This window comes from Streptomyces xanthii (genome assembly GCF_014621695.1).
GTDB lineage: Bacteria > Actinomycetota > Actinomycetes > Streptomycetales > Streptomycetaceae > Streptomyces > Streptomyces xanthii.
In genome coordinates this window covers 926,680-951,966 of sequence record NZ_CP061281.1, presented here as the reverse complement: position 1 = coordinate 951,966, position 25,287 = coordinate 926,680, and the positions used below count along the sequence as shown (strand labels likewise).

The 25,287-nt window shown below is 72.9% G+C and carries 24 protein-coding genes and 2 pseudogenes; 15 read left to right on the top strand and 11 right to left on the bottom strand.

Going from position 1 to position 25,287, the window contains the following annotated elements:
* Positions 1-5 precede the first annotated feature (5 nt).
* Positions 6-671, bottom strand: coding sequence for a class I SAM-dependent methyltransferase (locus IAG42_RS04630; RefSeq protein ID WP_188335735.1), 666 nt, complete (start codon positions 669-671; stop codon positions 6-8).
* A 190-nt stretch (positions 672-861) separates the two neighbouring features.
* Positions 862-1,221, bottom strand: coding sequence for an ArsR/SmtB family transcription factor (locus IAG42_RS04625; RefSeq protein ID WP_188335734.1), 360 nt, complete (start codon positions 1,219-1,221; stop codon positions 862-864).
* Between the two features lie 108 nt (positions 1,222-1,329).
* On the opposite strand from IAG42_RS04625, the gene IAG42_RS04620 reads away from it, so the two are divergent.
* Positions 1,330-2,646 (top strand): MFS transporter, encoded by a 1,317-nt coding sequence (locus IAG42_RS04620; protein ID WP_188335733.1) that lies wholly within the window; start codon positions 1,330-1,332, stop codon positions 2,644-2,646.
* Here IAG42_RS04620 and IAG42_RS04615 read toward each other — a convergent pair.
* The 3 genes from IAG42_RS04615 to IAG42_RS04605 form a co-directional block, all read right to left on the bottom strand.
* Complete coding sequence (locus IAG42_RS04615) at positions 2,612-3,784, bottom strand: permease (RefSeq protein ID WP_188341183.1); 1,173 nt, start codon at positions 3,782-3,784, stop codon at positions 2,612-2,614. The two genes, IAG42_RS04620 and IAG42_RS04615, sit on opposite strands and share 35 nt — an antisense overlap.
* 145 nt (positions 3,785-3,929) lie before the next feature.
* Positions 3,930-4,637 carry a DUF305 domain-containing protein gene (locus tag IAG42_RS04610; RefSeq protein WP_188335732.1) on the bottom strand — a complete coding sequence of 236 codons (708 nt, stop codon included), beginning with the start codon at positions 4,635-4,637 and terminating at the stop codon, positions 3,930-3,932.
* Between the two features lie 120 nt (positions 4,638-4,757).
* Positions 4,758-5,204, bottom strand: coding sequence for a hypothetical protein (locus tag IAG42_RS04605; protein WP_223205855.1), 447 nt, complete (start codon positions 5,202-5,204; stop codon positions 4,758-4,760).
* 209 nt (positions 5,205-5,413) lie between these two features.
* Between IAG42_RS04605 and IAG42_RS04600 the strand changes: the two genes are divergently transcribed.
* Complete coding sequence (locus tag IAG42_RS04600) at positions 5,414-5,983, top strand: Rv1733c family protein (protein WP_188335730.1); 570 nt, start codon at positions 5,414-5,416, stop codon at positions 5,981-5,983.
* A gap of 106 nt (positions 5,984-6,089) precedes the next feature.
* Positions 6,090-6,970: pseudogene (locus IAG42_RS04595) on the top strand (alpha/beta fold hydrolase).
* 42 nt (positions 6,971-7,012) lie between these two features.
* Here the strand turns inward: IAG42_RS04595 and IAG42_RS04590 are convergent.
* Positions 7,013-7,468 (bottom strand): winged helix-turn-helix transcriptional regulator, encoded by a 456-nt coding sequence (locus tag IAG42_RS04590; protein WP_188335729.1) that lies wholly within the window; start codon positions 7,466-7,468, stop codon positions 7,013-7,015.
* A 138-nt stretch (positions 7,469-7,606) separates the two neighbouring features.
* Between IAG42_RS04590 and IAG42_RS04585 the strand changes: the two genes are divergently transcribed.
* Entirely contained in the window at positions 7,607-8,524 is a 918-nt protein-coding gene (locus IAG42_RS04585) for a zinc-binding dehydrogenase (protein ID WP_188335728.1), read from the top strand.
* 65 nt (positions 8,525-8,589) lie between these two features.
* Here IAG42_RS04585 and IAG42_RS04580 read toward each other — a convergent pair whose 3' ends face one another.
* Both IAG42_RS04580 and IAG42_RS04575 read right to left on the bottom strand, forming a co-directional pair.
* Positions 8,590-9,684: a haloacid dehalogenase-like hydrolase gene (locus tag IAG42_RS04580; RefSeq protein ID WP_223205854.1), complete on the bottom strand. Its 1,095-nt coding sequence runs from the start codon at positions 9,682-9,684 to the stop codon at positions 8,590-8,592.
* A 78-nt stretch (positions 9,685-9,762) separates the two neighbouring features.
* Positions 9,763-10,332 (bottom strand): TetR/AcrR family transcriptional regulator, encoded by a 570-nt coding sequence (locus tag IAG42_RS04575; RefSeq protein WP_188335727.1) that lies wholly within the window; start codon positions 10,330-10,332, stop codon positions 9,763-9,765.
* Between the two features lie 379 nt (positions 10,333-10,711).
* On the opposite strand from IAG42_RS04575, the gene IAG42_RS04570 reads away from it, so the two are divergent.
* From IAG42_RS04570 to IAG42_RS38325, 7 genes are all read left to right on the top strand, one after another.
* Complete coding sequence (locus tag IAG42_RS04570; protein WP_223206356.1) at positions 10,712-11,899, top strand: YncE family protein; 1,188 nt, start codon at positions 10,712-10,714, stop codon at positions 11,897-11,899.
* 106 nt (positions 11,900-12,005) lie between these two features.
* Positions 12,006-13,322 (top strand): D-arabinono-1,4-lactone oxidase, encoded by a 1,317-nt coding sequence (locus IAG42_RS04565; protein WP_188335725.1) that lies wholly within the window; start codon positions 12,006-12,008, stop codon positions 13,320-13,322.
* Between the two features lie 81 nt (positions 13,323-13,403).
* Positions 13,404-14,594, top strand: coding sequence for an amino acid deaminase/aldolase (locus IAG42_RS04560; protein ID WP_188335724.1), 1,191 nt, complete (start codon positions 13,404-13,406; stop codon positions 14,592-14,594).
* Positions 14,595-14,706: 112 nt separating this feature from the next.
* Positions 14,707-15,600, top strand: a complete 894-nt coding sequence (locus IAG42_RS04555) for an acyl-CoA thioesterase (protein WP_188335723.1) — start codon at positions 14,707-14,709, stop codon at positions 15,598-15,600.
* 211 nt (positions 15,601-15,811) lie between these two features.
* Positions 15,812-16,969: an acyl-CoA dehydrogenase family protein gene (locus IAG42_RS04550; protein WP_188335722.1), complete on the top strand. Its 1,158-nt coding sequence runs from the start codon at positions 15,812-15,814 to the stop codon at positions 16,967-16,969.
* A 35-nt stretch (positions 16,970-17,004) separates the two neighbouring features.
* A complete protein-coding gene (locus IAG42_RS04545; protein ID WP_188335721.1) occupies positions 17,005-17,763 on the top strand; it encodes a 3-hydroxyacyl-CoA dehydrogenase in 759 nt (252 codons plus the stop codon).
* Between the two features lie 313 nt (positions 17,764-18,076).
* Positions 18,077-18,199 carry a hypothetical protein gene (locus tag IAG42_RS38325; protein ID WP_262928337.1) on the top strand — a complete coding sequence of 41 codons (123 nt, stop codon included), beginning with the start codon at positions 18,077-18,079 and terminating at the stop codon, positions 18,197-18,199.
* Between the two features lie 35 nt (positions 18,200-18,234).
* On the opposite strand, the gene IAG42_RS04540 is transcribed toward IAG42_RS38325, so the two are convergent.
* On the bottom strand, positions 18,235-19,146 hold the full coding sequence (locus tag IAG42_RS04540; protein ID WP_188335720.1) for an enoyl-CoA hydratase-related protein: 912 nt from the start codon (positions 19,144-19,146) through the stop codon (positions 18,235-18,237).
* A 272-nt stretch (positions 19,147-19,418) separates the two neighbouring features.
* On the opposite strand from IAG42_RS04540, the gene IAG42_RS04535 reads away from it, so the two are divergent.
* On the top strand, positions 19,419-20,030 hold the full coding sequence (locus IAG42_RS04535) for a TetR/AcrR family transcriptional regulator (RefSeq protein ID WP_188335719.1): 612 nt from the start codon (positions 19,419-19,421) through the stop codon (positions 20,028-20,030).
* 54 nt (positions 20,031-20,084) lie between these two features.
* On the opposite strand, the gene IAG42_RS04530 is transcribed toward IAG42_RS04535, so the two are convergent.
* A complete protein-coding gene (locus IAG42_RS04530; RefSeq protein WP_188335718.1) occupies positions 20,085-20,888 on the bottom strand; it encodes a hypothetical protein in 804 nt (267 codons plus the stop codon).
* Between the two features lie 101 nt (positions 20,889-20,989).
* Positions 20,990-21,815: pseudogene (locus IAG42_RS04525) on the bottom strand (SAM-dependent methyltransferase).
* A gap of 102 nt (positions 21,816-21,917) precedes the next feature.
* Between IAG42_RS04525 and IAG42_RS04520 the strand changes: the two are divergent.
* The 3 genes from IAG42_RS04520 (at position 21,918) to IAG42_RS04510 (ending at position 25,189) form a co-directional block, all read left to right on the top strand.
* Positions 21,918-22,460 carry a hypothetical protein gene (locus IAG42_RS04520; protein WP_188335717.1) on the top strand — a complete coding sequence of 181 codons (543 nt, stop codon included), beginning with the start codon at positions 21,918-21,920 and terminating at the stop codon, positions 22,458-22,460.
* Positions 22,461-22,712: 252 nt separating this feature from the next.
* The gene (locus IAG42_RS04515) at positions 22,713-23,465 is read left to right on the top strand and encodes a hypothetical protein (protein WP_188335716.1); all 753 of its coding nucleotides are present in this window, start codon (positions 22,713-22,715) and stop codon (positions 23,463-23,465) included.
* 26 nt (positions 23,466-23,491) lie between these two features.
* Positions 23,492-25,189 carry an outer membrane protein assembly factor BamB family protein gene (locus IAG42_RS04510; protein WP_188335715.1) on the top strand — a complete coding sequence of 566 codons (1,698 nt, stop codon included), beginning with the start codon at positions 23,492-23,494 and terminating at the stop codon, positions 25,187-25,189.
* Positions 25,190-25,287: the final 98 nt, after the last annotated feature.

Below are 25,287 nucleotides of genomic sequence, written 5' to 3'. Positions count from 1 at the left end.
CGGGCTCAGCCGCGCAGCAGCACGGGCTTGCGGGCGAGGAAGGTGGCGTAGGTCCGGTCGGCGCCCTCGGCGGGTTCCTCCACCAGGCGTGCGGTGAGGGCGAGGCCCGCCCCGGTCAGGAGCGCGGCGATGCGGTCCGGGGGCAGCAGGTAGGACGCGTAGGAGACCGGATGGCCGCCGTACGCCTCGGTGGGGCGCAGGTGTTGTCCGGTCCCGACGTGGCCGGCCAGCATCAGGCTGCCGCCCGGTGCGAGTGTCCGGTGGAACTCGCCGAACAGCAGCGGCAGCGACTCCGGTGGGGTGTGGTGCGTGGAGTAGTACGCGAGGACGCCGCCGAGCGCGTCGTCCCTGATCGGCAGCGAGGTCATCGAGCCGACGCCGAACCACAGGTCCGGATGGGCGGCGCGGGCCAGACCGGCCATGGCGGGGGAGAGGTCGATGCCGAACGCCGGCACGTTCCGCTCCGCCAGATAGGCCGTGACCCTGCCCGGTCCGCACCCCAGGTCCCCGACGGGCCCGAGCCCCGCCGTCCGCGTCGTCTCCGCGAACACGTCGAGCATCCCCCGCGACAGCGGATCGAGCTCCGCCGGGGTCTTGACCCGCTCGACGTAGGCGGACGCGACCCGGTCGTAGGACTCCTGGACGGCGGCGAGATGGGAGAGGTCCGGCATGCCGGGGACTCTAGTTCGCGGGGCCGGGCCGTTCCGGCCGTTGAGCGGTTCCCGGGTGATTCCCGGCGCTTCGGCGACTGCTCCCGGCCAATTCCCGTTGTCTCAGCGGGTGATCGGCGTCGCTCCGGTCACCGAGCATGTCGAGCGCGGCGCGGCCGGCGGCCTCTGGGCCCGACGGCCTGACAGCCCGTCAGTCGTGCGGCGCCTGACCGCTGACGCGGTGGTCGGCGTGGCTGAGCGCCTCCATGACCAGCCGCCTCAAGTGCCCGTCGGTCAGCCGGTAGTGGACGTACCGGCCCTCGCGGCGCGTCTCGACGAGGCCCGCGAGCCGCAGCTTGGCCAGGTGCTGGCTGACGGCCGTGCGCGACACGGCGCACCGCTCGGTCAGTGTGCTCACGTCCGACTCCTCCAGCGCGAGGAGCCACAGCAGGTGCAGTCGCGTCGCGTCGGACAGCAGCGCGAACACGCGCGTCGCCTCGGTGAGCCGGGCGGCGTCGGGCTCGCGCAGATGCGCACCTGCCGCAGCTGGGACTGGGTCGCGTTCGGGCATGCGGCAACCCTAGAGCCCAGGGCCGTCATATGCCCATAACCATCATGTGCGCAGATGCGCACATGATGGTTATGCTCAGGGGGTCGCCGACGCCCGGGGAGCCGCCGCATGCTGTCCGTCCTGCGTGATCGCACCTACCGCCGTCTGTTCGCCGCCCAGGCCGTCGCCCTCACCGGCACCGGCCTCGCGACGGTGGCGCTGAGCCTGCTCGCGTACGACATCGCGGGCAACGACGCGGGCCGGGTCCTCGGCACCGCGCTGGCGATCAAGATGGTGGCGTACGTGCTCGTCGCCCCGGCCCTCGGCGCGTTCGCCGCCCGGCTGCCGCGCCGGACCCTGCTGGTGGGCGCCGACCTGACCCGGGCGGCGGTCGCCCTGTGCCTGCCCCTCGTCGACCAGGTCTGGCAGGTCTACGTCCTGATCTTCCTGCTGCAGTCGGCCTCGGCCGCGTTCACCCCGGTCTTCCAGGCGGCGATCCCGGACGTGCTGCCCGAGGAGCGCGACTACACCCGGGCCCTGTCGCTGTCCCGGCTCGCCTACGACCTGGAGAGCCTCTTCAGTCCCGCGCTCGCCGGGCTGCTGCTGACCCTGGTGACGTACGACCGGCTGTTCACCGGCACCGTCCTCGGCTTTCTGGCCTCGGCCGCCCTGGTCGTCTCCGTCACCCTGCCCAAGCCGGCCGCAGCGCCGGCCGCCGGCTCCGCCCGCACGAAGGCCACCGCGGGCGCCCGCCTCTTCCTCCGCCTCCCGCCACTGCGCGCCCTGCTCGCACTCAACCTGGCCGTGGCCTGCGCGAGCGCCCTGGTCACCGTGAACTCCGTCGTGTACGTCAAAGGCGTCTTCGGCCTGTCCGCCGGTTCCCTCTCCCTCGCCCTGGGCTGCTACGGAGCCGGGTCGATGGCCGTCGCGCTGCTCCTGCCGCGCGTCCTGGACCGGGTGCCGGACCGTCGGGTCATGCTCGGCGGCGCCCTGCTGCTGACGGTCGCCTTCGCGGGGACCGGCGCCGTCGCGGCCGGGCGGGACGGGAGCTGGCGGTGGCCGGCCCTGCTGGCGGCGTGGGCGGTGTTCGGCGCGGCGTGTTCGATGGTGCTCACGCCGACCGGCCGCCTGATCCGGCGCTCGGCACCCCCGGCGGACCGGACGGCGGCGTTCGCGGCCCAGTTCTCGCTGTCCCACGGGTGCTGGCTGCTCACCTATCCGCTCGCGGGCTGGCTCGGCGCCACGGCCGGACTCGGCTGGGCCGTCGCCGCGCTCGGCGCCCTCGCGGCGGGCGCGGGCCTGACGGCGGTACGGCTGTGGCCGGCGTCGGCGCAACCGGCGGCGCGGGACCGGCACCCGGCCGTCGATCACGAGCGCCGCGGCCTCGCGCCCGGCCACCCCCACCACCGCGTCACGGGTCCGATCGACGCCCGTCCGGGGGCGTAGACGCGTCGTCCGGCGCGCCGCCCATCATGCGCAGCATCCCCAGGCCGCCGGTGCCGAAGAAGCGCGCGACGAGCACGGCCGCGAGGGCGAGGAAGGCGATGTTGAGATACGTCGTGTAGTTCCAGCTCACGCCCTCCATGGGCACGGTGGCGTCCCGCTGGTCGGGCACGAGGCCGAGGCCGCCGAAGAGGAACTCGACGACGTAGCCGGCGGCGGCCATCGACGCGTAGAAGGTGCCGAACAGGAAGGCGGCGGTCCGCGCGCCGTAGTACTTCCGGTAGATGGAGAGGATCGGCAGGATCAGCAGGTCGGCGTAGAGGAACGCGATCACACCGCCGAAGCTGATGCCGCCCTGCCACAGCACGACGGCGAGCGGCACGTTGCCGATCGAGCAGACGAAGGACGCGACGGCGACGAGCGGGCCGATCAGCGGGCCCCAGAGCTTCGCCGCCAGCGGGTGGCCCTCGAAGAAGAAGGCGCGCCAGAACGAGTCGGGCACCCACGCGGCGACGGCCCCCGCGATCAGCAGCCCGGCCACCAGATCGCGCAGGACGGCCGCCCACTCCATGACGAACACGTGCGAGGTGGCGGTGAAGCCCTCCGGCGAGAACAGGCGGGCCGCGAACCCGCCCTCCTTGCGGACGGACATGTCCATCGCCGCGTGCCCCTCCATGGATCCCGCCAGGCCGCGCTCCGCCTGCGTACGGGCCTCGCGCAGCAGCCGGTCGCGCAGCAGCAGCCGGAACAGGACCGCGAGCAGCACGATCATGATCGGGCCGCCCACGAACTCGGCGGCGGTGAACTGCCAGCCCATCAGCAGGGCCAGGATCACCCCGAGTTCCACGACCAGGTTGGTGGAGGCGATCTCGAAGGCCATCGCCGCGGTGAAGTCGGCGCCCTTGCGGAACAGCGAGCGGGCCAGCGCGACCGCGGCGTACGAGCAGGAGGACGACGCGGCACCGAGCCCGGTGGCCAGCGCGAGGGTCCGAGGGCGGTCGTCGCCGAGCAGCGTCACGACGGTCGAGCGGCGCACGACGGACTGCACGACGGCGGAGAGCGCGAAGCCGAGGATCAGGGCCCAGGTGACCTCCCAGGTCATCGCGCCGGCGATCTCCAGGGCGTGCAGTACGGCGTGCAGTGCGGCGTCCATGGGCGCGTCTCCTCGGGGGCGGACGGCAACGGGCCGGTCGGCGGGCGGGGCGGGCGGGTGAGGCGGCCGGTTCCGGGCCGGGGTGGCTCTCCGGGGTGCCGGAACCGGCCGCCGTCGTGCGTCGGCCGGCGGATCAGAGCCGGTCGAGGATCTTCTTCATCCGGGTGATCTCGGCGCTCTGCCCCTTGATCACGTCAGCGGCGAGCTTCTTCGCGTCGGCGTTCTCGCCGTGCTTCCGCTCGTCCTCGGCCATGGCGATCGCCCCTTCGTGGTGGGCGGTCATCAGCCGGGCGAACTTCTTGTCGAAGTCCTTGCCACGGGCGGCCTCGAGGTCGTCCATGTCCTGGTCGGACATCATCCCGGCCATGCCCGAGCCACTCGAGTGGTCCATGCCGGGCATGTCGCCGCCCTCGTGCTGCGAGGAGCCGGCCGTCGGACGGGGCTCGCCCCAGGCGCTGAGCCAGCCGTTCATCGTGCTGATCTCGGGGTCCTGGGCCTTCTCGACGGCGGCGGCGAGGCTCTTCACCTCGGGGTCGGCGGCGCGGCCGTCGGCGAGCCTCGCCATCTCCAGGGCCTGCCGGTGGTGCGGGATCATCTGCTGCGCGAACGTCACGTCCGCGTCGTTGAAGGCGCCGCCGCCCGGCGCGGCCGAGGCGCTGTGGTCCATCCCGGGCATCGACGTGTGGCCGGACCCGGAGTCCTCCGACGAGCCGCAGGCCGCGAGGGCGAGGGCGAGCACGGCGGTGGCCGCGGCGGTCGCGAGGGCCCGGCGGCGTACGGGAGTGACGGGAGTGGTTCGGGTGAGGGGGGTGGTGGGGGTGAAGGGGTTCTTCACGGACATGGTGGGTGTCTTTCGGGTGGGCGCACCCGGGTGCGGGCGCGCGGGAACGGGCCTGACGCGGTCGCCGTCCCCGTCCGGAAGCCCTGGGGCAGGACTGGGAGGGGGAGCGGCGGGCGCCCGTCACGTCCGCGCGACACACACCTGGATCAGGAGCCCTCGGCCGCTCCACGGCGGCCCGCGATAGGCCCGGCCGGCCGCACCGGGCCGGCACCCGATCAGCCAGGTCATGAACAGGGCAGCCAGGCCGAACACCAGGACCGCGTCCGCCGACGGCAGCGGCAGGCGGTCGCGGGCGGGCGTGGACACGCAGGTCTCCCCGCCCGTCCGGGACACGGCGGGGCCGGCCTGCGCGGACCGCTCGTCGCGCGCGGTGCCCGCAACCACGGGGGCATGCCCGGCCGCGTGCGCCACTGCCGTCTCCGGCCCCGCCCCGGTCCCCGACATCGACATCGGCGCCGGCGCCGACGCGGTCAGCGGCGTCGCCTCGCCGTGACAGCCCCCGGCCGCGTTCGCCGGGAAACCGTGCATCAGGAACAGTCCGGCCAGTACGGCACACAGCGCGAGCACACGGGGGACTCCCCGCCTGATGCACCCGCGCCGACGATTCACGGCTGCCACGCTACCCAGTCGCGCCGCACGAGGTGCGCACCGGCGCTGGCCGGGTTCTCCTGACGAGGGTGCGGAAGCCGGCCGTTCCCGGGTGACACCTGGAGCCGCGGCGCGACCCACGCGACAATGAGGACAGGGCCTCGATCCGGGTGAAGAGGTGTCGGCCCATGGGTGACGTACGCCGGCGGCTGAGGTGGTGGGGGCGTGGCCCCCTCACGCGTGACTGTGATGTGTTCGAGGGCTGGGTCGTCCTCGTGGCCTGGATCCTCGCCGTGCTCGGCGGCGCCCTGGCCGGGGTGCTGGCGGGTACGGCGACGGAGGCGTCGCTCAGCAGGCAGCGGGCGGAGCGTCTGGAGCTCTCCGCCGTCGTGGTGAAGGAGGCCCCGCGTCCGCAGATCATGCAGCCGGGCGGCGGCGGCACCCGCGCCACCGTGCGCTGGACCGCCCCCGACGGCATCGAGCACACCGGCACCGCGAAGGTCGCCGCCGGGACCGCAGTGGGCGCGCACGTCACCGTGTGGACGGACCGGGAGGGCGACCGGCTGGCACCGCCGGTGAACCCGGCCGAATCGCTGTTCGGCGGAGCCATGGCCGGGCTGCTCGCCGCGGGCGGCACGGCCGTCGTCGTCGGGGCGGGCACGAAGGGCGTGCGCCTGCTCGTGGAGCGGCGGCGGCTGGCCGGCTGGGACGCGGAATGGGTGCAGGCCGACGCGCGGTGGCGCCGCACCGCGGGCTGACGGGCGCCCGCGCTTCGCGGAGGGCCGGCGCATAGAAGCAGGTCAGACGCTGTCTCGCGGGGGAAATCGAGGTGCGCCGCAGGGGCCGCCGTGAAAGGGTGCGCCCATGCCGATCGTCGACGTGTCCCCTGAGGTGTCCCTCGCCTACGAGACCTTCGGTGACCCCGGCGACCCACCGGTCCTGCTCGTGATGGGCTTCGGGGCGCAGCTGCTCGCCTGGCACGAGGACTTCTGCCGGGAGCTGGCCGGCCGCGGCCGCTACGTGATCCGGTACGACAACCGCGACTGCGGTCTGTCCACCAAGTTCGCGGACCACCCCGTCGACTTGGGCGCGTTCATCGCCGCCGTGAGTTCGGGAGACCTGCCCGCCGCGCTCGCGATGATCCCCTACCGGCTGTCCGACATGGCCGAGGACGGCCTCGGCCTGCTCACCGCGCTCGGCATCGGACGCGCCCACGTGGTCGGCGCCTCGATGGGCGGAATGATCGCCCAGACGATGGCCCTCACCGCCCCCGAGCGGGTGCTGACCCTGACGTCGATGATGTCCTCGACCGGCGAGAGCGAGTACGGCCGGCCCGGCCCCGAGGCCCAGGCGGTCCTGTTCACCCCGAAACCCGCGGACCGCGAGGCGTACGTCGCCGCGTCGGAACGTGAGCTGGTGTGGGCCTCCCGGCGCTACGGCGACCCGGCGGCCCTCCGCGAACTGGCCGCCGCGAGCTACGACCGCGCCCACTACCCCGAGGGCATCGGACGCCAGCTCGGCGCGATGATCCTCAGCGGTCCCGCGCGGACGGGCTGCGCGGTCTGCGGACGCCGACCCTGGTGATCCACGGACTGGACGACACCCTCATCGACCCCAGCGGCGGCCGGCGCACCGCGGAGCTCGTCCCCGGCGCCGAACTCCTCCTGGTCCCGGACATGGGCCACGACCGCCCCCGGGAACTCTGGCCCCGGCTCGTCGACGCCCTGGTGGCCCACACCGGCTGAGGGGCGGGGGAGTCCGGGGAGATCCGGGGACGCCCGTGCCCGTCAGCCGGCGGCGTCGCGCTTCTTCTCCTGGTCGTAGCCGTCGCGGTGCTGGAGAACCTCGTCCATGTGCCCCTCCGCCCATGCCTTGATGCCCCGCATGACTCCCTGGAGAGACCGCCCCAGATCGGTCAGCTCGTACGTGACCGTGACGGGCACCGTGGGCGTCACGGTCCTGGTCACCATCCCGTCGCGCTCGAGCGAACGCAGCGTCTGCGTCAGCATCTTCTGGCTCACGCCCGAGATCCGGCGTGACAGCTCGGAGAAGCGCAGCGGCCTGGGCGCGCCGCCGTCGGCGGCGCCCGGCAGCGGACCGTCCCCGCCCAGCGCGGCGAGCACGAGGGCGACCCACTTGTCGGAGATGCGCTCCAGGAGCTGACGGCTCGGGCAGGCCGCGAGGAACGCGTCGTACTCCGCCTTGGCCGAGGCCCTCCGCTGGGACGCGGTACTGGTCGGCATGGCTCGTCTCCTCCGCTCGGTGACTTAGGCACTTCAAGGTGCCTACTTCCCGCTGGAGAGCGGGTTCCTTCATGGTGGTGCTGCGCCCAGGGGATGGCAAGACCACCCCACGAGCCCTTCACGAAGGAGCAGTTGACGATGAATCAGACGATGTCGCGGCGAGCCGTGGTACGCGTTCCGTCCGGCCCCGCGTCGATCGAGACCGTCGAGGTCCCCATCGGCGAACCGGGTCCCGGGGAGATCCGCGTCAAGATCGCCGCAGCGGCGGTCAACCCGGTCGACCTGGGGGTGGCCGGAGGCGTCTTCCACCGGCTCGGCATGGTCCACCAGCCCGAACACACCGGTCTGGGCTGGGACTTCGCCGGAACGGTGGAAGCCGTGGGGCCCGGCGTCGGACTGGAGGCGGGCACCCGGGTCGCCGGGTTCGTCGACGGGTTCGACCGCGACCACGGATCCCACGCCGAGCACCTCCTGGCCTCCGCCGCGAACGTCGCCGTCGTCCCCGACCGCACGGACCTGGTCGAGGCGGCGACGGTGCCGCTCAACGCCACCGCGGCCGCCCAGCTCGTCGAGCTTCTGGGCGACGCGCCGGACAAGGGCGGGCGCCTGCTCGTGACCGGCGCGGCCGGTGCCGTGGGCGCGTACGTCGCCGTCCTCGCGCAGGGCCGCGGCTGGCGGGTGACCGGGATGGCCCGTGCCGCCGACGAACCGTTCGTCCGGAGCCTCGGCGCCGGCTTCGCCACCGAAGCCGGTCGGGGCTGGGACGCCGTGGCCGACGCCGGAGCGCTTCAGGAGGAGGCCCTGCGGGCGGTCCGCGACGGGGGCCGCTTCATCGGCGTGCAGCCGGCCGCCCGGCTCCCCGAGGAGCGCGGCGTCACCGTCGAGGTCGTGTTCGCCCGCCCCGACGGCGCGCTGCTCGCCGGACTGCTCTCCCGGGTCGCGACGGGAGAACTGCCGGTGCGCGTCCACGCCGTCACCCCGCTCGACGAAGCCGCCGCCGCGTACCGGGCCATGGCCGAGGGCGGAGTCCGCGGCCGGATCGTCCTCGTCCCCTGAGGGAGCTCAGGCCGACCCGCGGTGCGCGCACGTGACCCCACGTGTCGACCCGACACCCGCCGTGCTCAGCGAATCTGATCGGGTGTCACCGTCAGCCACCGCTTGTCCGCCGTCACCTTCTGCCCCAACTCCTTCTGCCGCTGCGCCCCCGCGGCCTTCATCCCGTCGATCTCCTTCATGTACGCGTCCTTGCGGTTGACCCAGACCCGTACGCCGCCGTGCTCGACGTCCGTGGACCGGAAGAGCATCGGACCGTCGCTCTTCGGGGTGTCACCGGCGGCCAGGATCGGCTTCTGCCAGGGGTCGACGTACGTGGAGATCGCGGCGGGCTTGCCCTCGTACCAGGTGGCGGGAGCCCACAGCGTCGACGTCAGTTCGCGGTCGGCGAGCTTCGCGGGGTCGAAGCGGCCGGCGGCGATCTCCTTGCGGGAGCTCGTGACGTCACCCGTCGTGCGGTCCTTGAGGAGGGCGGAGACACCCAGCACGTTCTCGGGCCGCACGGCATAGCCGTACTTCGGGTCGGCGAGCACCATGCGCACGAGGTCCTCGCTCGCGGCGCTCACCACGTACACCCTGATGCCGTGCTTCGTCAGCGAACGGTAGAGCTCCTGCATACCGATGGAGACCTGCGGCGGCTTCGCGCCACCGGGCAGCGTCCCGTCGTAGGCCAGCAACTCATCGACATAGCCCTTGAGTTGCCTCAGCGTGAAGCCGGAGAAGATCTGCGCGGCCCACGGATAGGACACCTGGTCGTCGATGTCGCACAGCCGCGCGTAGTACTCGGTCAGGGTCTCCTTGTGCGTGGCCGTGTCCTTGAAAGGGATGATCTTCAGGGCCGGGTCCATCGTGTCGCGGGTGAGGACGCCCTTCATCTCCAGGAACGGCAGCAGGGACTCCTCGAGGTCGTTGCGGTACGAGGTGTTGTCCGCGTCGAAGACGGCGTAGGCGCCCTCGTGGTCGTGCGCGGTGATGACCTTCGCGAGCTTCTCCGCCACGGGAGCCGGCCAGTGCGCCAACTCCGCTGCCACCGCCTGTTGTTGTCGGCCCGCCGTGGTCTCTCGCGGCTCGGGCCACAGGGCGCCCGCCGCGATCACCACACCGGTCAGGGCCATGGCGGCGCCGAGAGGGACGAGCTTCTTGCGCATCGGATGAATGTCCACGCCGCGAAACGATAAACGCACGTTCCGCTTCGCGTGCCCGTGATCGCCGGAGCCGGCCGGCGCGCTCCTCGTCCCCGCTCAGGAGGTGGGCGAGGCCCCCAGGCCCCGCACGAACGTGGTCAGGGCCGCCGCGAAGTCGATCCCCGGGTCGTCGGTGGCCAGGCGGCGCAGTTCGAGTCCGTCGACGAGTCCGGTGAGCAGCGGCGCCACCCGGTCGGCCTCGGGGACGCCGATGGCCTTGAGGGCGGCGGCCGCCACGCGGTCGTACGCGGCGTAGCAGCGGGCCGCCGCCTCGCGCAGGCCGTCGTTGCGCGTGGCGTGCAGGTAGAGCTCCAGCTGGGCGGTCTGGGCGTGGCGCGACGGACGGGTCTCGATGGCGTCGCGCGCGTGGGCCAGCGCCTCGTCCACGCTCAGTGTGGCGCCCTCCAGCTGCGCGGCGATCACCGAGAGCCGGTCGAGCTCCTCGTCCACGAAGGCCTGCAGGGCCTCGCCGAGCAGCTGCTCCTGCGAGACGAAGTGGTAGGTCAGCGTCCCGAGCGAGACGTTCGCCGCCTTCGCCACGATGCGGTTGGTCAGGCTGCCGATCCCGCGCTCGCCGATGAGCTCCAGCGTCGCGGTGAGGATGCGGGTGCGGACGTCGGCGCTCAATGGGTGCTCCTGGGTGCTCGTACAGCGGCGGACGCGGCCGGACCGCCGCCCGCTCGACAGCGTACCGAGCCGGCCGGAGAAAAAATCCTGTTCTCGTTCGTTCGAACGAACGAGATGCGTGCTACGGTCCCGGGCATCGAACACGCCGAGTGAGGTGCTTCACCCGCACGTGCATCGCGGACCCCGTCCGGCGTCGTTCACCGGTACCCACAGCTCGTTCCCCCCAGCTCCTTCGTGTTCTGCCCGCTGCACGCACTCACCTCGAGGAGAAGCACGCATGAACGTCGCGAGCACCGCCGCCCGGTCCAGAAGCCACGACGGGCGGCGCCGCCGGCTGCGGGGCGTCACCCTGGCCGCAGTCCTGGCCGCCGGTGTCGTCATGCCCGCCTCAGCCGGCACCGCCGCCGCCGACACCGCACCCGCCCTGCGGGACGTCATGTTCGTCGGCAACAACTGGGACGGCACCGCCGACGTCATCGAGCCCGGCGGCGACTACTCCAGGATCGGCCGGATCAACGTCGTCCCCGACAAGTCGAAGCGACTCGCCGCGATCTACCTCAACCCGGTCAACCTCGCCGTCTACCTGGGGATCCGGGCGACCGCGGGCGAGGGCCACGACCAGCTCGTCGACGACCTGTACTCCACCCCCGATGGCCGCTCCCTGGTCGCCTCGCGGCCCAGCTTCGGCGACGTCGTCTCCATCGACGTGACCACGGGCAAGGTCAACTGGCGGTTCGCGGTCGCCGGGTACCGGTCCGATCACATGGCCGTCTCCCCGGACGGCACCAAGGTCGCCGTCTCGGCCTCGCTCGGCAAGGTCGTGTACGTCCTGGACATCGAGACGGGCCGGCAGCTGGGCAAGTTCGCCGCCGGGGACAAGCCCCACGAGAACGTGTGGACCGAGGGCGGCAAGTACATCTGGAACATGTCCATCGGCAACGTCGAGACCGCTCTCGACGACCCGCTCATGGACTGGACCAAGGGCGACCGCCACATCACCGTCGTCGACGCGAACACCTTCGAGGTCGTGCGGACCATCGACATGCGGGCCCGCCTGGACGCCTTCGGCCGCAAGGACCTCTCCGACGCCGTCCGCCCGGCCGTGTTCAGCCCCGACTTCTCCAAGCTCTACTTCCAGGTCTCCTACTTCAACGGCTTCCTGGAGTACGACGTCGCCACCGACCGGATCACCCGGGTCAAGACCCTGCCGAAGAACCCGGCCACCAGCGACGACCGCACGACGTTCGTCAACGACTCGCGCCACCACGGCATGTCGATGAGCCCCGACGGCAGCAAACTGTGCGTCGCCGGAACGATGGACGACTACGCCACCGTCGTCGACCGCGACTCCCTGAGCGAAGGCCCGCTCGTCCCCGTGTCCAAGCCCTACTGGGCCACGGTCAGCGGCGACGGCCGCGACTGCGTCGTCTCCGAGAGCGGCGCCGACCAGGTCACCGCCATCGACTTCGCCACCGGCCGGAAGGTCGCCTCCGTGACGGTCGGTGACCACCCCCAGCGGGTGCGCGCCGCCCGGATCCCCGCCGACTGGAACGGCCCCACGGGCTGACACGGCTCGGAAAGGGGCGCGAGACCGTCTCGCGCCCCGCCCCGCCCCTCCACCCGCACCGACCCGTCCTACCGTGAACTCGCCCCACCCCGTGAAGGAGACCGCCATGGCCGCGAAGTGGAGCAACTGGGCCCGCCAGCAGACCTGCGCCCCCGCCCGCATCGAGCGCCCCGCGAACGAGGAGCAGCTCAGCGAGGCCGTCGCCCGCGCGGCCCGCGAGGGCCTGCCCGTCCGCCCGGTCGGCAGCGGACACTCCTTCACCGACACCTGCCTCACCGACGGCGTCCTCGTCGACCAGAGCGGCATGCAGCGCGTCCTCGACGTCGACCCGAGGACCGGCCTGGTGAAGGTCGAGGCCGGAATCAAACTGCACCGGCTGGCCGCCGAGCTCCACCGGCACGGCCTCGCCCTGGAGAACCAGGGCGACATCGACAAGCAGTCCCTCGCCGGAGCGCTGGCCACCGCCACCCACGGCACCGGCGAGCGCTTCCGCAACATGTCCGCCAACGTCGTCGGCTGCCGGCTCGTCACGGCCACCGGCGAGGTCGTCGAGATCGACGAGGAGCGCGACCCCGACACCTGGCGCGCGGCCCGCGTCTCCGTCGGCGCGCTCGGCGTGATCTCCCAGTACACGCTGCGCTGCGTGCCCGCGTTCCGCATCCACCGCATCGACGAACTCCGCCCCGCGGCCGAGGTGCTGGGCGACCTGGACGCACTGGTCGCGGCGCACGACCACTTCGAGGTCATGGCCCTGCCGCACACCGACAAGGTCCTGACCTACGCCTCGCGCCGCACCGACCGACCCGCGACGCCGCCCGGCCGGATCGCCGCCTGGTGGAACGACGACGCCGTCAGCAACGCCGGCCTCGGCGCCGCCTGCGGCCTCGGCCGCCTCCTGCCCGGTGCCGTGCCCGGCATCGCCCGCACCATGAGCGGCCTGATCGGCCGCTACGAACAACTCGACGACAGCCACCGGGTCTTCGCGCACGAGCGGCGGGTGCGGTTCACGGAGATGGAGTACGCGATCCCGCGCGCCCACGCCGTCGAGGCGCTGGAGCGGGTCAGGGCCCTGATCGCCGACCGGCGGCTCCCCGTGCTGTTCCCCGTCGAGCTCCGGTTCACCGCCCCCGACGACGCCTTCCTGTCCACCGCCCACGGCCGCGACACCGCCTACGTCGCCGTGCACCAGATCGCGCGAGCCGAGTACGAGGCGTTCTTCCGCGCCGTCGAGGCGATCATGGACGAGTACGAGGGACGGCCGCACTGGGGCAAGCGCCACTTCCAGACCGCCGCCACGCTGGCCCCGCGCTACCCGGGCTGGCGGGACTTCCAGGCCGTCCGCGCCCGGCTCGACCCCGAGGGCGTGTTCACCAACGACTACGTCCGCCGCGTCCTCGGCCCGGTCGGCGCGGACCTGGGCTGAACCCGCCCGTCGACCGCAGCCTGCCCGCGCACCAGCCGCCGTACGCCCACCCGTTCCCCGCCCCCGAGGGGTTGACCGCCCATGTACGCGCCCGACTTCGCCGCCCTCGACCGGGCCACCCGTGAACTCCGGCCCCCGTTCGCCGTCCTGGACCTCCGCGCCCTCCAGCACAACGCGGAGTCCATGCGGCGCCGTGCCGGAGGCAAGCCGATCCGCCTCGCCAGCAAGTCCGTGCGCTGCCGGTCCGTCATGCGCTCGGTCCTCGAGATGCCGGGCTTCCGGGGCATCCTCGCCTTCACGCTGCCCGAAGCCCTGTGGCTCGCCGAGGAGTTCGACGACATCCTCGTCGGCTACCCGACCGCCGACGACGACGCCCTGCACCGGCTGGCCGCCGACGGCCGCGCCGCCGCCAGGGTCACGCTGATGGCCGACTGCCCCGCGCACCTGGACCGGATGGCCGCGGCCGCGGCCGCCGGAGGCCATCCGCTGCGGGTCTGCCTCGACCTCGACGCCTCGCTCAAGTCCCTCGGCGGCAGGCTCCACTTCGGCGCCCACCGGTCCCCGCTGCACACCCCCGCACAGGCCCGCGCCTTCGCGCGCGCCGTGCGGGAGCGCCCCGGACTCCAGCTGGTCGGCGTCATGGCGTACGAGGCACAGATCGCCGGCGTCGGCGACGACGCCCCTGGCTCGCCCCTGCGCCGGGCGGGCATCCGGGCACTGCAGCGGGCGTCCCGGCGGGAACTGAGCCTGCGCCGCGCCGCCGTGGTCGCGGCCGTACGGGGCGTGGCGCCGCTGGAGTTCATCAACGGCGGCGGCACGGGCAGCCTGGAGTCCACGGCCGCCGAGCGCGCCGTCACCGAACTCGGCGCCGGCTCGGGCCTCTACGCGCCGACCCTCTTCGACACCTACCGCGGATTCCGGCCCCGGCCCGCGACGTTCTTCGTGCAGTCCGTCGTGCGCCGTCCGTCCGCCGGCCGCGTGACCGTCCTCGGCGGCGGCTGGCCCGCCTCCGGCGCCGCGGGCCGCGACCGGCTCCCCACCCCGGTCTGGCCGCGCGGCCTCCGGCTCACCCCGCTCGAAGGCGCGGGCGAGGTCCAGACCCCGCTGATCGGCCCCGGCGCCGCGCGGATCGCCGTCGGCGACCGCGTCTGGTTCCGCCACACCAAGGCCGGCGAGCTGTGCGAGCGAGTCAACGAACTCCATGTCGTGGACGGCGACCGCGTCACCGCCGTCATGCCCACCTACCGGGGCGAGGGCCAGGCCCTGCTGTAGCCGACTCTCACCGGGCGGTGATTCGGCCGCCCGATCTCACTGTGCGGGGTGGACAACGGCACGCGACGCCTCGTAACTTAACGATCGTTCGACGGAGTGGAGCGAGGGAAGGGTGAGCGGCATCGTGATCGGCGAACCGCCGACGGCGGACGGGCGGCACACACCGGGGCCCGGCACCGTGCCCGGCCCGCTCGGCAAGGGCGAGCACATCGCCGTCGAGGCCACCGGCGACGGCGCCTTCCTCGGGTACTGCCACTCCGGCCGCGCCCGCAACCGCAGCTACGGCGGCGCCGCCCTCGGCCAGGCCCTGGCCGCCGCGTACCGGACGGTCGACGAGGACCGGGCCGTGCACTCCCTGCACGCCTACTTCCTGCGGGCCCTCTCGCCCGAGCGGCCCGTCCGCTACGAGTCCCAGGCGGTCCGCGACGGCCGCAGCTACTCCATGCGCCAGGTCACCGGCGTCCAGGACGGCAAGGAGTCGCTCACGATGAGCGTCTCCTTCAAGCTGCCCCAGCCCGCGTCCGCCCTCCGCCAGCCCGGCATGCCCGACGTGCCGGGCCCCGAGGGGCTCGGCGACGCCTGGGCGTTCCGCCCCACGGACCATCCGCTGCGCACCTCCCTCGACTACCGGGAGGTCCCGCGGCCACCGCATCCCGGGAACCCCGCGACGGGCGAGATCGTCCGCCACGCCTGGCTGCGCACCGTCGGCGCGCTCCCCGACGACCCCGCCCTGCACGCCTGCGTCCTCGCCTACATCTCCGACGCGCCGCTCGCCCCGACCGCCCTCGTGCCGCTCGGCGAACCCCGCCCGGCCGGAGTCGCCCTCGCCTCCCTCGACCACGCCATGTGGTTCCACCGGCCCGTCCGCGCCGACCGGTGGCTGCTGTATGTGTGCCGCAGCCGGGTCGCGGGCGACGGCCGCACCCTCGCGCACGGCGAGTTCTGGGACCGGGACGGCGCGCTCGTCGCGTCCGTGGCGCAGGAGGCGCTCCTGCACGTGCGCTGACCCGCGTGCGCGGCGAAGTCCGTGACGCAAGGTTCAGTGTCCTCACCCCGAACTTGCTCACGGTGTACGGGCGCTCTGGACAGGGGTTGCGGTACGGGCATAACTTAACGATCGTTCGACACCGAGTCTGCGGGGCAGGCCACGTGAGGGCCGCCCGTTCGCCCGAGTGCGCAGACCGCCCCACTCGCACCCAGCACGAGAAGAGGTTGCCGTGCGCCGTACGGTGTTCAACGAGGACCACGAGGCGTTCCGTCGCACGCTGCGGGACTTCATCGCGAAGGAGGTCGTCCCGGTCCACGCCGACTGGGAGCAGCAGGGGCACCCGCCGCGCGACTTCTACCGCCGGCTCGGCGAGCTGGGCGTGCTCGGCATCCAGGTGCCGGAGGAGTTCGGCGGGGCGGGCGAGACCAGCTTCCGCTTCGCGGCCGTCGCCGCCGAGGAGACGAGCCGCGCCGGCGTCTCCTTCGGCAACTACTCGGTGCACGCGAACCTGATCCTGCCGTACCTGATGACGTACGCCACCCAGGAGCAGAAGGAGCGCTGGCTGCCCGGGTTCGCCACCGGGGACCTGATGACGGCCATCGCGATGACCGAGCCCGGCGCAGGCTCCGACCTGGCCAACATCCAGACCCGGGCCGAGCTGTCCGCCGACGGCACCCACTACGTGCTCAACGGCGCCAAGACGTTCATCACCGGCGGCGCCCTCGCCGACCTCGTCCTGGTCGTCGCCCGCACCGCGCCCTTCGACCCGGCCGACCGCCGCGCCGGACTGTCGATCCTCGTCGTGGAGTCGGCGAGCGAGGGCTTCTCCGTGGGCCGCAAGCTCCAGAAGATCGGCCTGAAGGCCTCCGACACCGCCGAGCTGGCCTTCGCCGACGTGAAAGTGCCGGTGGGGAACCTGCTCGGCGAGGAGGGCCAGGGGTTCTCGTACCTGTCCCACAACCTCGCCCAGGAGCGGCTGACCATCGCCATCGGCGGCGCCGCCACGGCCGCCGCCGCCCTGCGCTTCGCGACCGACTACGTGCGGGAGCGCACCGTCTTCGGGCAGCCGGTCGCCCACTTCCAGAACACCAAGTTCGTGCTCGCCGAGTGCGCCACCGAGGTCGAGGCCGCCCAGCTCATGGCCGACCGGGCCCTCGAACTGCACGACGAGGGCGAGCTGTCGGTCGCCGACGCCGCGAAGGCCAAGCTGTTCTGCACCGAGGTCGCGGGCCGCGTCATCGACAAGTGCCTCCAGCTGCACGGCGGTTACGGCTACGTCACCGAGTACCCGATCGCCCGCCTGTACGCCGACACCCGCGTCTCCCGGATCTACGGCGGCACCAGCGAGGTCATGAAGACCATCATCGCCAAGTCTCTCGGCCTCTGAATCCGTCAACTCATCTCGCTGGAAGGGGACTTGTCATGCAGATCGACGCCCGCTCCTCCGCCCTGGTCACCGGTGGCGCCTCCGGTCTCGGCCGCGCCACCGCCGAGCGCCTCGCCGCCGCCGGCGCCCACGTCGTCGTCCTCGACCTGCCCACCTCGGACGGCGTGGCCGTCGCCAAGCAGATCGGCGCGACCTTCGTGCCCGGCGACGTCACCAGCGAGGCCGACGTCACCGCCGCCGTCGGCGCGGCCACCGCCCTCGCCCCGCTGCGGATCACCGTGAACTGCGCGGGCATCGGCGGCGCCGGACGCACCGTCGGCAAGGAAGGCCCCTACGACCTGGTCATGTTCCGCAAGGTGGTCGAGGTCAACCTGATCGGCACGTTCAACGTCATCCGGCTCGCCGCGCAGGCCATGGGCGGCAACGAGCCGGTCGACGGCGACCGCGGCGTCATCGTCAACACCGCCTCCGTCGCCGCGTTCGACGGGCAGTTCGGCCAGTGCGCGTACTCCGCCTCCAAGGGCGGCATCGTCGGCATGACCCTGCCCATCGCCCGCGATCTGGCGCGCACGAACATCCGCGTGATGACCATCGCGCCCGGCCTGTTCGAGACCCCGCTGCTCGGGCGGCTGCCGCAGGAGGCCAAGGACTCGCTCGGCGCCCAGGTGCCGCACCCGGCCCGGCTCGGGCTGCCCGCCGAGTACGCGCAGCTCGCCGAGTCGATCGTCGTCAACCCGATGCTGAACGGCGAGACGATCCGCCTCGACGGCGCCATCCGCATGGCTCCCCGCTGAACCACCCAACACCACGCACGAGTTCAGCATGCGTGACGCGGTGATCGTGGACGCCGTACGCACCCCCGTCGGCAAGGGCAAGCGGGGCGGCGCCCTGGCCGGCATCCACGATCGCCGGCAAGGTCCTCGTCGACGCGGGCGCCGCGGAGCAGCAGGCGCACTGGCTGCCGCGCCTCGCCGAGGGGGCGGTCGCCTCGTTCGCGCTGACCGAGGCCGAGGCGGGCTCCAACCCGTCCGGACTCACCACCCGCGCCTTGCGGCCGGGCGACGGGTACCTCATCGACGGCGCCAAGCACGGCCGCCCGCCCCGCCCGTGGCGGTCCAACAGGCCGCCGCCGAGTGGGCGTTCACGCTGCGGCCCGACCCCGCCCTGCTCTTCCGCTTCAGCGCCCTGACCTACACCCGTAGAACCACCGGGAGCCTGGGGGCTCGCTGAGGTGCCCCCTCGTGCTGCGCGCGGGCGGCCCGACGCTAGACCTCGGTGTCCCCGGGCCGAGCCTGCGACCACGGCAGGTACGGCGGCAGATCCTCCGGCACCCGACCCGGGAACCGCGGCGGCCGGCGCTCGAAGAACGACCGCACCCCCTCCCGCGCGTCCGCGCCGCGCACCGTGTCGAACACGAGACGGGAGTCGAGCCGGTGGACGTCCTCGGGGCTCTCGGCCCATGCCATGCGGTAGACGAGTTGGCGGGTGATCGCGACGGACACCGGAGCGGTGTGCGCGACCAGTTCGCGGGCCAGCGCGTACGCCGCGTCGAGGACCTCGTCCGGTGCGTGCAGGCTGTGCACGAGCCCGGCGGCGAGCGCCTCGTCGGCGGGCACGATCCGGCCCGAGACCAGCCAGTCCATCGCCCGCCCCAGCCCCACGAGACGGGGCAGGAACCAGGCCGAGGCACCCTCGGGCACGATGCCCCGCCGAGTGAAGGGAAAGCCGAACTTCGTGCCGTGCGCGGCCAGTCGGTAGTCCGCCGGCAGCAGCATCGTCGAGCCGACGCCCACGGCGGCGCCCCGCACCGCGGCGATCACCGGCTTGTTCAGCGCGTACAGCTCGCGGGTCACGAGACCGGCGGGCTCCTGGTAGGAGCCTTCTTCGAGCTGCCGCAGCGTCTCCTTGCCGACGTCCTGCGAGAAGCCCTCGCCCTTGTCTCGGCCCGCGGACAGGTCGGCGCCGACGCAGAAGTCCCGGCCCGCGCCCGTGAGGACGACGACCCGCACGGCGTGGTCGGCGTCGGCGGCGCGCAGCGCGTGCGCCAGCTCGTCGGCCATCTGCGGGGTGTAGCCGTTGCGGGCCTCGGGGCGGTCGAGGGTGAGCGTGGCGATGCCGTCGGCGACGGCACAGGAGATCTGCTCGTACGCCGTGACGGCGGTGTCGGATGCTCTCATGGTCGTCCCTGGGTGGGTGCTCGGGGCTTCGTGCACGTCCAGCCGTGTTGAACGTTCGTTAAATTAGCAGACGTGGGTCCCGCCCACCATGCCCCGTCGCATCAGGGACGCGGCGCCGGGAGTTCGGATCTGTCCCACCCGCGCGGGTGATCTACCGAAAGTACGCATCCGGGAAGGGGTGTCCGCTCCGGCGGTACGATGACCTGAGCCTTGACCGCTGTACGAATGTTCAGTTGCGTGAGGGAGTCCCGAAGAATCCGGATCGGAGCGTCGTGTCCACTCGACCCGCAGGTCACAAGGCCATCATCGAGGCCGCCCGCGAGGAGTTCTCCGAGCAGGGCTACGGGGCGACGTCGATCCGGGACATCGCCAAGCGCGCCGGCGTCAGCCTGTCCGCGCTGTACTACTACTACAAGGGCAAGCAGGAACTGCTCGTCGCGATCCTCGACGACGGACTGGACGCCTACTTCGGTGCCTGCGAGGCGGCGCTCACGGAGGCGGGCGACGACCCGGCCGAGCAGCTGGAGGCGCTGGTCACGGCCACCGTGGGGTTCCGGATCGAGCACCCGGTCAAGAGCAGCATCGTCCTCACCGAGGGGCGCAGCCTCGAGCCCGAGCACCTGGCCCGCTACCGGAAGAACGAGGAGCGCGGCACCCGGCAGTTCCGCGAGGTGATCGAGCGCGGAGTCGCCGACGGGCTGTTCCTGACGCCTTACCCCGACGACGCCCGCCGCACCGTCATCGCCATGTGCAACGCGATCGCGCAGTGGTACCGCGTCGACGGCGAGGTGTCGCCGGACGAGTTGGTGGAGCGCTACGTGGCGCTCGCACTCACGGTCGTCGAGTACCGGCCGCGGTCGGCCCGCCGCCCTGTGCGCAAGTAGCTCACGGCTTCCGTCCGCCCCCCCCGGGCCCGAGGTCTTTCCTTTGCGCAGGCCCTAGTTCGACCGCTCGAGCGGTGGGAGATCGGCGCACAGGGCGGACGGGAAGGCGGGCTCGACGCGGTGCACGTCGACGCAGCCTCCCTTCGTGCCACGGGCGACCGGCTTCCAGCCCGCCTTCTCGGCCTTGAAGAACCAGCGGTCGCCCAGGCTCGCCCCGCAGCCGGGGCCCGCGCCCTCGGGGCAGGCGGGCCCCATGCGCGAGGAGACGTCGAACACGAGCCACTTCCCGTCGCAGTGCTCATCGCCGCGCGAAGTGTGCTCCGGCACGTCGAGGGCCGCCACGGCCTGGTCGTAGGAGGCGGGGGTGCACCCGGTGGGCGCGGGGTGGCAGCCTCGTTCGCCGCACAGGCGCAGTTCGGGCAGGTGGGCGTCGTTCATGGTGAACACGGTGTGGGTGTCCATGGCCAGTTCGCGGTGCCCCAGCGGGGACGGCAGCCGCACCTGCGCCGTGGCCGTCGCGGTGCCGCGGCAGTCGGCGTGCGGGGCGCCGCCCGTCAGAGCGGAGAACGTCACCTGCACCCATACGGTGCGGTCCGAGGTGTCGGTGACGACCGCCTTCAGGTCGCGGGCGCACGTCTTTCCCGGGCCGGGCACGTCGGCGTCGACGGTCAGGGTGCGGCGGTCGTCGGCGAGCCGGGCGGCGGTGACCCGGAACGGCGCGAAGGTCTGCGGGCGCGCCGGCTCGGTCGGGGTCGCCGTGCCCCCGGAACCGGCCCGCAGGGTCCCGCAGGCACCGAGCAGCAGCACGCCGACCGCGCTCAGCACGAAGACCGTGACCAGTGATCTCGCACGTCGCATCTCTTCCGAGCCCCCCGGTGTGTCTGCTCCCCGGGCGACTATAGACAGAGCGACGGCCGGGCACCCCGATCAGGGGCGCCCGGACCGCAGTTCCCCGCGCATCAGCCGACGGGCACGCGGACCGCCGAGACCAACCCGCCGGATCGCTCGACGAGTTGCGGCGGAGTGCTGACCGGGCGGCCGTAGGCGGCGGCGCGTTCACGCAGCGTGTGACATGCGGCCTGCCAGCCGTGGGCCGGCCAGCCGGCCCACGGGGTCCTCGGGCATCTCCGAGACCCACAGGGACGCCGCCGACCCCGGCGCGGCGTCCGCGCCGAAGCGTTCGATCGCCCCGCGCGAACCCAGCGTCAGCCCCATCCGACTGCCTGCCGCCGACTGCGCGCCGATCCGGGCCAGCAGCAACTCCACCGCGTCCTCGGGCAGATAGATCAGCAGTCCCTCGGCGATCCACACGGTCGGCGCGGCCGCGTCGTGGCCGGCGGCGGCCAGCGCGCGCGGCCAGTCCTCCCGCAGATCCGCCGCCACGGTGATCCGCTCGCAGCGCGCGACGGCCCGCTCGCGGCGCAGCACCGAGGCCTTGAAGTCCAGCGGCGCGGCGGTGTCGACCTCGAACAGTCGGGTGCCCTCGGGCCAGTCCATCCGGAACGCCCGGCTGTCCATACCGGCCCCGAGCAGCACGACCTGCCGCACGCCGCTTTCGGAAGCCTCGCGCAACAGGTCGTCGAGGAACTTCGTCCTGATGACGACGGAGAGCGAGACGGCCGCCCGACGCCGTCGCGCCCCTTCGTCATCGGGCAGCGGCGGCGACGACGGCCACAGGCCCCCGGCTTCGGCGAAGGCTTGGGCCAGCGGATCGCGGAACAGCGCGTCCTCCCGCCCGGTCTCCAGCGCCCGCACCCTGGCCACCCCCACCGCCGTGGCCCACACGCCAGCCGGCCGCACCGATCCCTGCTCGTCAGTCACCGGGCAAGCCTACTGCGGCCGCCGCACCGTTCTTGAACACGTTCAAGATGGGCGTACGCTGCCCCCATGAGCGACTCGAACGGGCCGAGAGCCCTCCGCGCACGCATCCGTGTCTGGCTGATCGTCTTCGTCGTCTGTCTCGTGCTCAGCGGCATCACCGCCTTCCCGCTCGTCACCGAACTCAGGCTGCTCGACTCCTCGCTCGATGGCTGGGCGACGCCCGTGGCCCAGGCCCTTCCCGGGCTCGCCGAGTGGGTCGACCGGGTGCGGGGCGGACTCGAGACCGCCGACGCGCAGGCCCCGTATCTGCTCTACGGCACCGACTGGCTGGCCTTCGCGCACCTCGTCATCGCCGTCGCCTTCTACGGCGCCTACCGCGACCCCGTCCGCAACATCTGGGTCGTCGAGTTCGGCATGATCGCCTGCGTCGGCATCATCCCCCTCGCCCTCGTCTGCGGGCCCGTGCGAGGTATCCCCTTCTGGTGGTCGGTCATCGACATGTCCTTCGGGCTCATCGGGATCCTGCCGCTGCTCCACGTACGCCGCCTGATCAAGCGGCTCGAAGCGGTGACCGTACCGGCGACGACGGAGACTGCTGCGGTCGACTAGCGGGGCTCGCCCGCGCGGATCCGGTCCGCGGGAATCAGGGTGCCTTCGAGCCCCACCGGGTATGCGTCAACGAGTCGTCAGAACACGGGAGTTGTCGCTGAATCCGCGGGGGGCGAATTGAGGAACCGGACCACACTGCGCGGACGCTCTCGTCCCCGTCCGGGGCGGCCGGCGGCGGAGCGCCCCGAACCGTGGTGGAAGCGGCACGCGCGCGTGCTCTGGCTCGGCGCGGGTCTCCCTGTGATCGGCGCGGTGCTGACCGCTCTGGCACTTGAGTGGATCGGCCTGGGCGGCGACCCGGAGCCGAGCCCCGCGCCGGACGGCGCAGGTGCGACATCAGCGAGCCCTTCGGCGGCGGCGCCGCTCGCCGTGACCGCCCGGCAGGAGGACGAGGCGGGCTGTGCGGCCTTGCCACGTCGGGTGTCCTCGCCGCAGGACCGTGCCGAACTCGTGTCCGGCGGGGACGTCGGCGCCGTCATCCGCCGCAATCAGGGCGCGCGGGCGGGCGAGATGAACGTGAGCCTCACCCTTGAGGGCGGTTCGAAGTCGCTGACCGTCACGTCGATCGGCATCGAGGCGAAGCAGCCCAAGGCGGGCGAGCCGTACGACGGAACGCTCGTGTGCGAGCCGGGAGCCGGGGGCGAGTCCAAGATCCAGCTGTTCGCGGACATGGACAGCCCGGAACCCGTCTTCCTCGCCGGGAAGGACTCCGAGCAGCGGTACTTCAGGGACCACGTCATCACGCTCGCGCCGGGGGAGCAGGTCAACCTCTCGGCGACGTTCCGGGCCGAGCACGGCTCCCGCGCGTTCGGACTCGTCGTCCACTACGTGCGGAACGGCAAGGAAGGCATCGTGCCGGTCCCCGCCCCACGCGGGGGACGCTACGCGCTGACCGGGTACGCCGAACGGTACGAGGCTGTCTACGAGGGATCCCCCGACGGCGCGTACCGGCTCGTCGAAGACCCCCGGCCGTGTTCATGGCTGCCCGCGTCCCAGAAGTGCTGACCCGTGCCGAGGAGGAGTGGGGCGACATGATGTCACGGTGGACCCGTACGGCCCGTTGGGCCCGGCACGCGGGCTACGCGACGCTGCTCACCCTGACCCTCCTGCTGCTGGCGGTCGCTGACGGCGACTCGGGGCCGCAGCGACAGGAGCCGGTGCAGCGCCCCAACGCGCTGGAAGTGGAGTGGTCCCTCCGCACCCCCGGACGAGCGCTGGACGCGGCGGACACGCCGGCCTCCGTGAACGACAGCATGCTGGCGATTCCCCTGGGAGCGACGGTGGGCATCGTGGACACACGCGAGGGCCGCCGCCTGTCCACCCTGCGCGGCGCGGGCAGCGAACTCGAACCCGCCGGATTCTCGGGCGGCGTGATGTTCGCGATGGACCGGCAGGGCTCAGAGGAGTCGCTGAACGCATACGACCCTGCGACCGGGAAGAAACTCTGGCGCGAGACCGCGAGCCGGAGCCGACAGCAGAAGGCGGGCAACGGCTGGACGGGCACAGCGCCGTCGCTGCCGGCACCGGGCCCCGTGGTCGAGGCGGTCGGCGGCCGGCTCGCGGGCCTCGACCCGCAAAGCGGTGCGGTCCGCTGGAGGAAGCGGATCCCCGCGGTCGCTTCGTGCGGAGAGGTCGCGCCCGCGGGCCCCGGCCTGCCCTCCTATCCTCCGTACCAGCTCAGCGCGACCGACAACTACGTCGTCGTGCTCGGCAAGTGCCCGGGCCTGGTCGCCGAACTGCAGGTGATGGACGCGCGGGACGGCGGAGTCGTCTGGAAGCGGCGGCTGGAGGAGTGGCGGGAGTACGCGAGGATCGACACCAGCCCTCACGCGATCGTCGTGTCCTTCGACGACGAGTTCCGGGTGTTCACCGAGGCGGGCAAGGAACACGCGCGGGGAAGGAAGGACCGCAAGCCCGCGCCAATGCCCGACGACCCGAGCGGGGACGTGGCCGTCGGTGACGCGGGCGTCGCCGGTGCGTACGTCGGGGACCTCCGCTGGTCCGTCGGGGACGCGCGCCTTCAGGGGCCCGGTGCGAGCAGCCTGACGGACCGCGCGGGCAGGCGCAGCCCCTCCGTTCCCTGGCCCGTGGCCGGGACGTTCGTGGGCAGGAGCGGCCACCTGCTCATCGTCCGCAGCGAAGAGCGGTACGGCACCCGCTACACGGCCCTGCGGCCCCGGCACCGCGCCGTGGACCGGGACCGACCCGCCGGCCTCGGCGGGGCCGCACGCAAGGACTGGCCCGACGCCTGCGGACTGGTTCGTGCCGGACTCCTCCAGAAGCTCGGCCGGGACTACGTCAAGCTGCCGGTGCGATCGAGCCGTACGGTCATGGGTGTCCGGCTGCCGCACCCGAGCGTGTGCCGCTTCGCCACGGAGTCCGGATCCGACGACGACATCTTCTCCGTCACCGTCCGTTGGGTGGCACCCGACGAGGAGGCCGCCCGCACCTATGCGACGAGCGGCATCCCCTGGGGCTGCGACCCGCCGCTCGGCGGCTGCGTACTGGCCCAGGTCACGACGCCGCGACCGGGCGTCCACCTGTACACGTACAGAACGGGCCTGGAGCAGAGCCCCGTCGCCCACGCGACCGTGGTGGCCGGCCGGCACGTCTTCGGAATCAGCACGGGCAACGACACAGCACGGGCCAGGTGGCTGGTCGCACGCGTGGCGACGCACCTCTCCGACCTGAACGGAGGGGGCCGGGCGCTGGCCGCCTCGCGGCCTTGAACCGCGCCTCGAACATCATCACCACGGAGTCGGCGATCCCTACCTCGGTACCGCGGCGATTTCGCTCGGCGTGTGGCGGACCAGCCCGTCAGGGCGGG

What these genes read in the sequence shown, in the direction of transcription:
- IAG42_RS04630 (WP_188335735.1), bottom strand. Translation starts at nt 671, where the DNA reads ATGCCGGACCTCTCCCATCTCGCCGCCGTCCAGGAGTCCTACGACCGG.
- IAG42_RS04625 (WP_188335734.1), bottom strand. Translation starts at nt 1,221, where the DNA reads ATGCCCGAACGCGACCCAGTCCCAGCTGCGGCAGGTGCGCATCTGCGC.
- IAG42_RS04620 (WP_188335733.1), top strand. Translation starts at nt 1,330, where the DNA reads ATGCTGTCCGTCCTGCGTGATCGCACCTACCGCCGTCTGTTCGCCGCC.
- IAG42_RS04610 (WP_188335732.1), bottom strand. Translation starts at nt 4,637, where the DNA reads ATGTCCGTGAAGAACCCCTTCACCCCCACCACCCCCCTCACCCGAACC.
- IAG42_RS04600 (WP_188335730.1), top strand. Translation starts at nt 5,414, where the DNA reads ATGGGTGACGTACGCCGGCGGCTGAGGTGGTGGGGGCGTGGCCCCCTC.
- IAG42_RS04590 (WP_188335729.1), bottom strand. Translation starts at nt 7,468, where the DNA reads ATGCCGACCAGTACCGCGTCCCAGCGGAGGGCCTCGGCCAAGGCGGAG.
- IAG42_RS04585 (WP_188335728.1), top strand. Translation starts at nt 7,607, where the DNA reads ATGAATCAGACGATGTCGCGGCGAGCCGTGGTACGCGTTCCGTCCGGC.
- IAG42_RS04570 (WP_223206356.1), top strand. Translation starts at nt 10,712, where the DNA reads ATGCCCGCCTCAGCCGGCACCGCCGCCGCCGACACCGCACCCGCCCTG.
- IAG42_RS04565 (WP_188335725.1), top strand. Translation starts at nt 12,006, where the DNA reads ATGGCCGCGAAGTGGAGCAACTGGGCCCGCCAGCAGACCTGCGCCCCC.
- IAG42_RS04560 (WP_188335724.1), top strand. Translation starts at nt 13,404, where the DNA reads ATGTACGCGCCCGACTTCGCCGCCCTCGACCGGGCCACCCGTGAACTC.
- IAG42_RS04545 (WP_188335721.1), top strand. Translation starts at nt 17,005, where the DNA reads ATGCAGATCGACGCCCGCTCCTCCGCCCTGGTCACCGGTGGCGCCTCC.
- IAG42_RS04540 (WP_188335720.1), bottom strand. Translation starts at nt 19,146, where the DNA reads ATGAGAGCATCCGACACCGCCGTCACGGCGTACGAGCAGATCTCCTGT.
- IAG42_RS04530 (WP_188335718.1), bottom strand. Translation starts at nt 20,888, where the DNA reads ATGCGACGTGCGAGATCACTGGTCACGGTCTTCGTGCTGAGCGCGGTC.
- IAG42_RS04520 (WP_188335717.1), top strand. Translation starts at nt 21,918, where the DNA reads ATGAGCGACTCGAACGGGCCGAGAGCCCTCCGCGCACGCATCCGTGTC.
- IAG42_RS04510 (WP_188335715.1), top strand. Translation starts at nt 23,492, where the DNA reads ATGATGTCACGGTGGACCCGTACGGCCCGTTGGGCCCGGCACGCGGGC.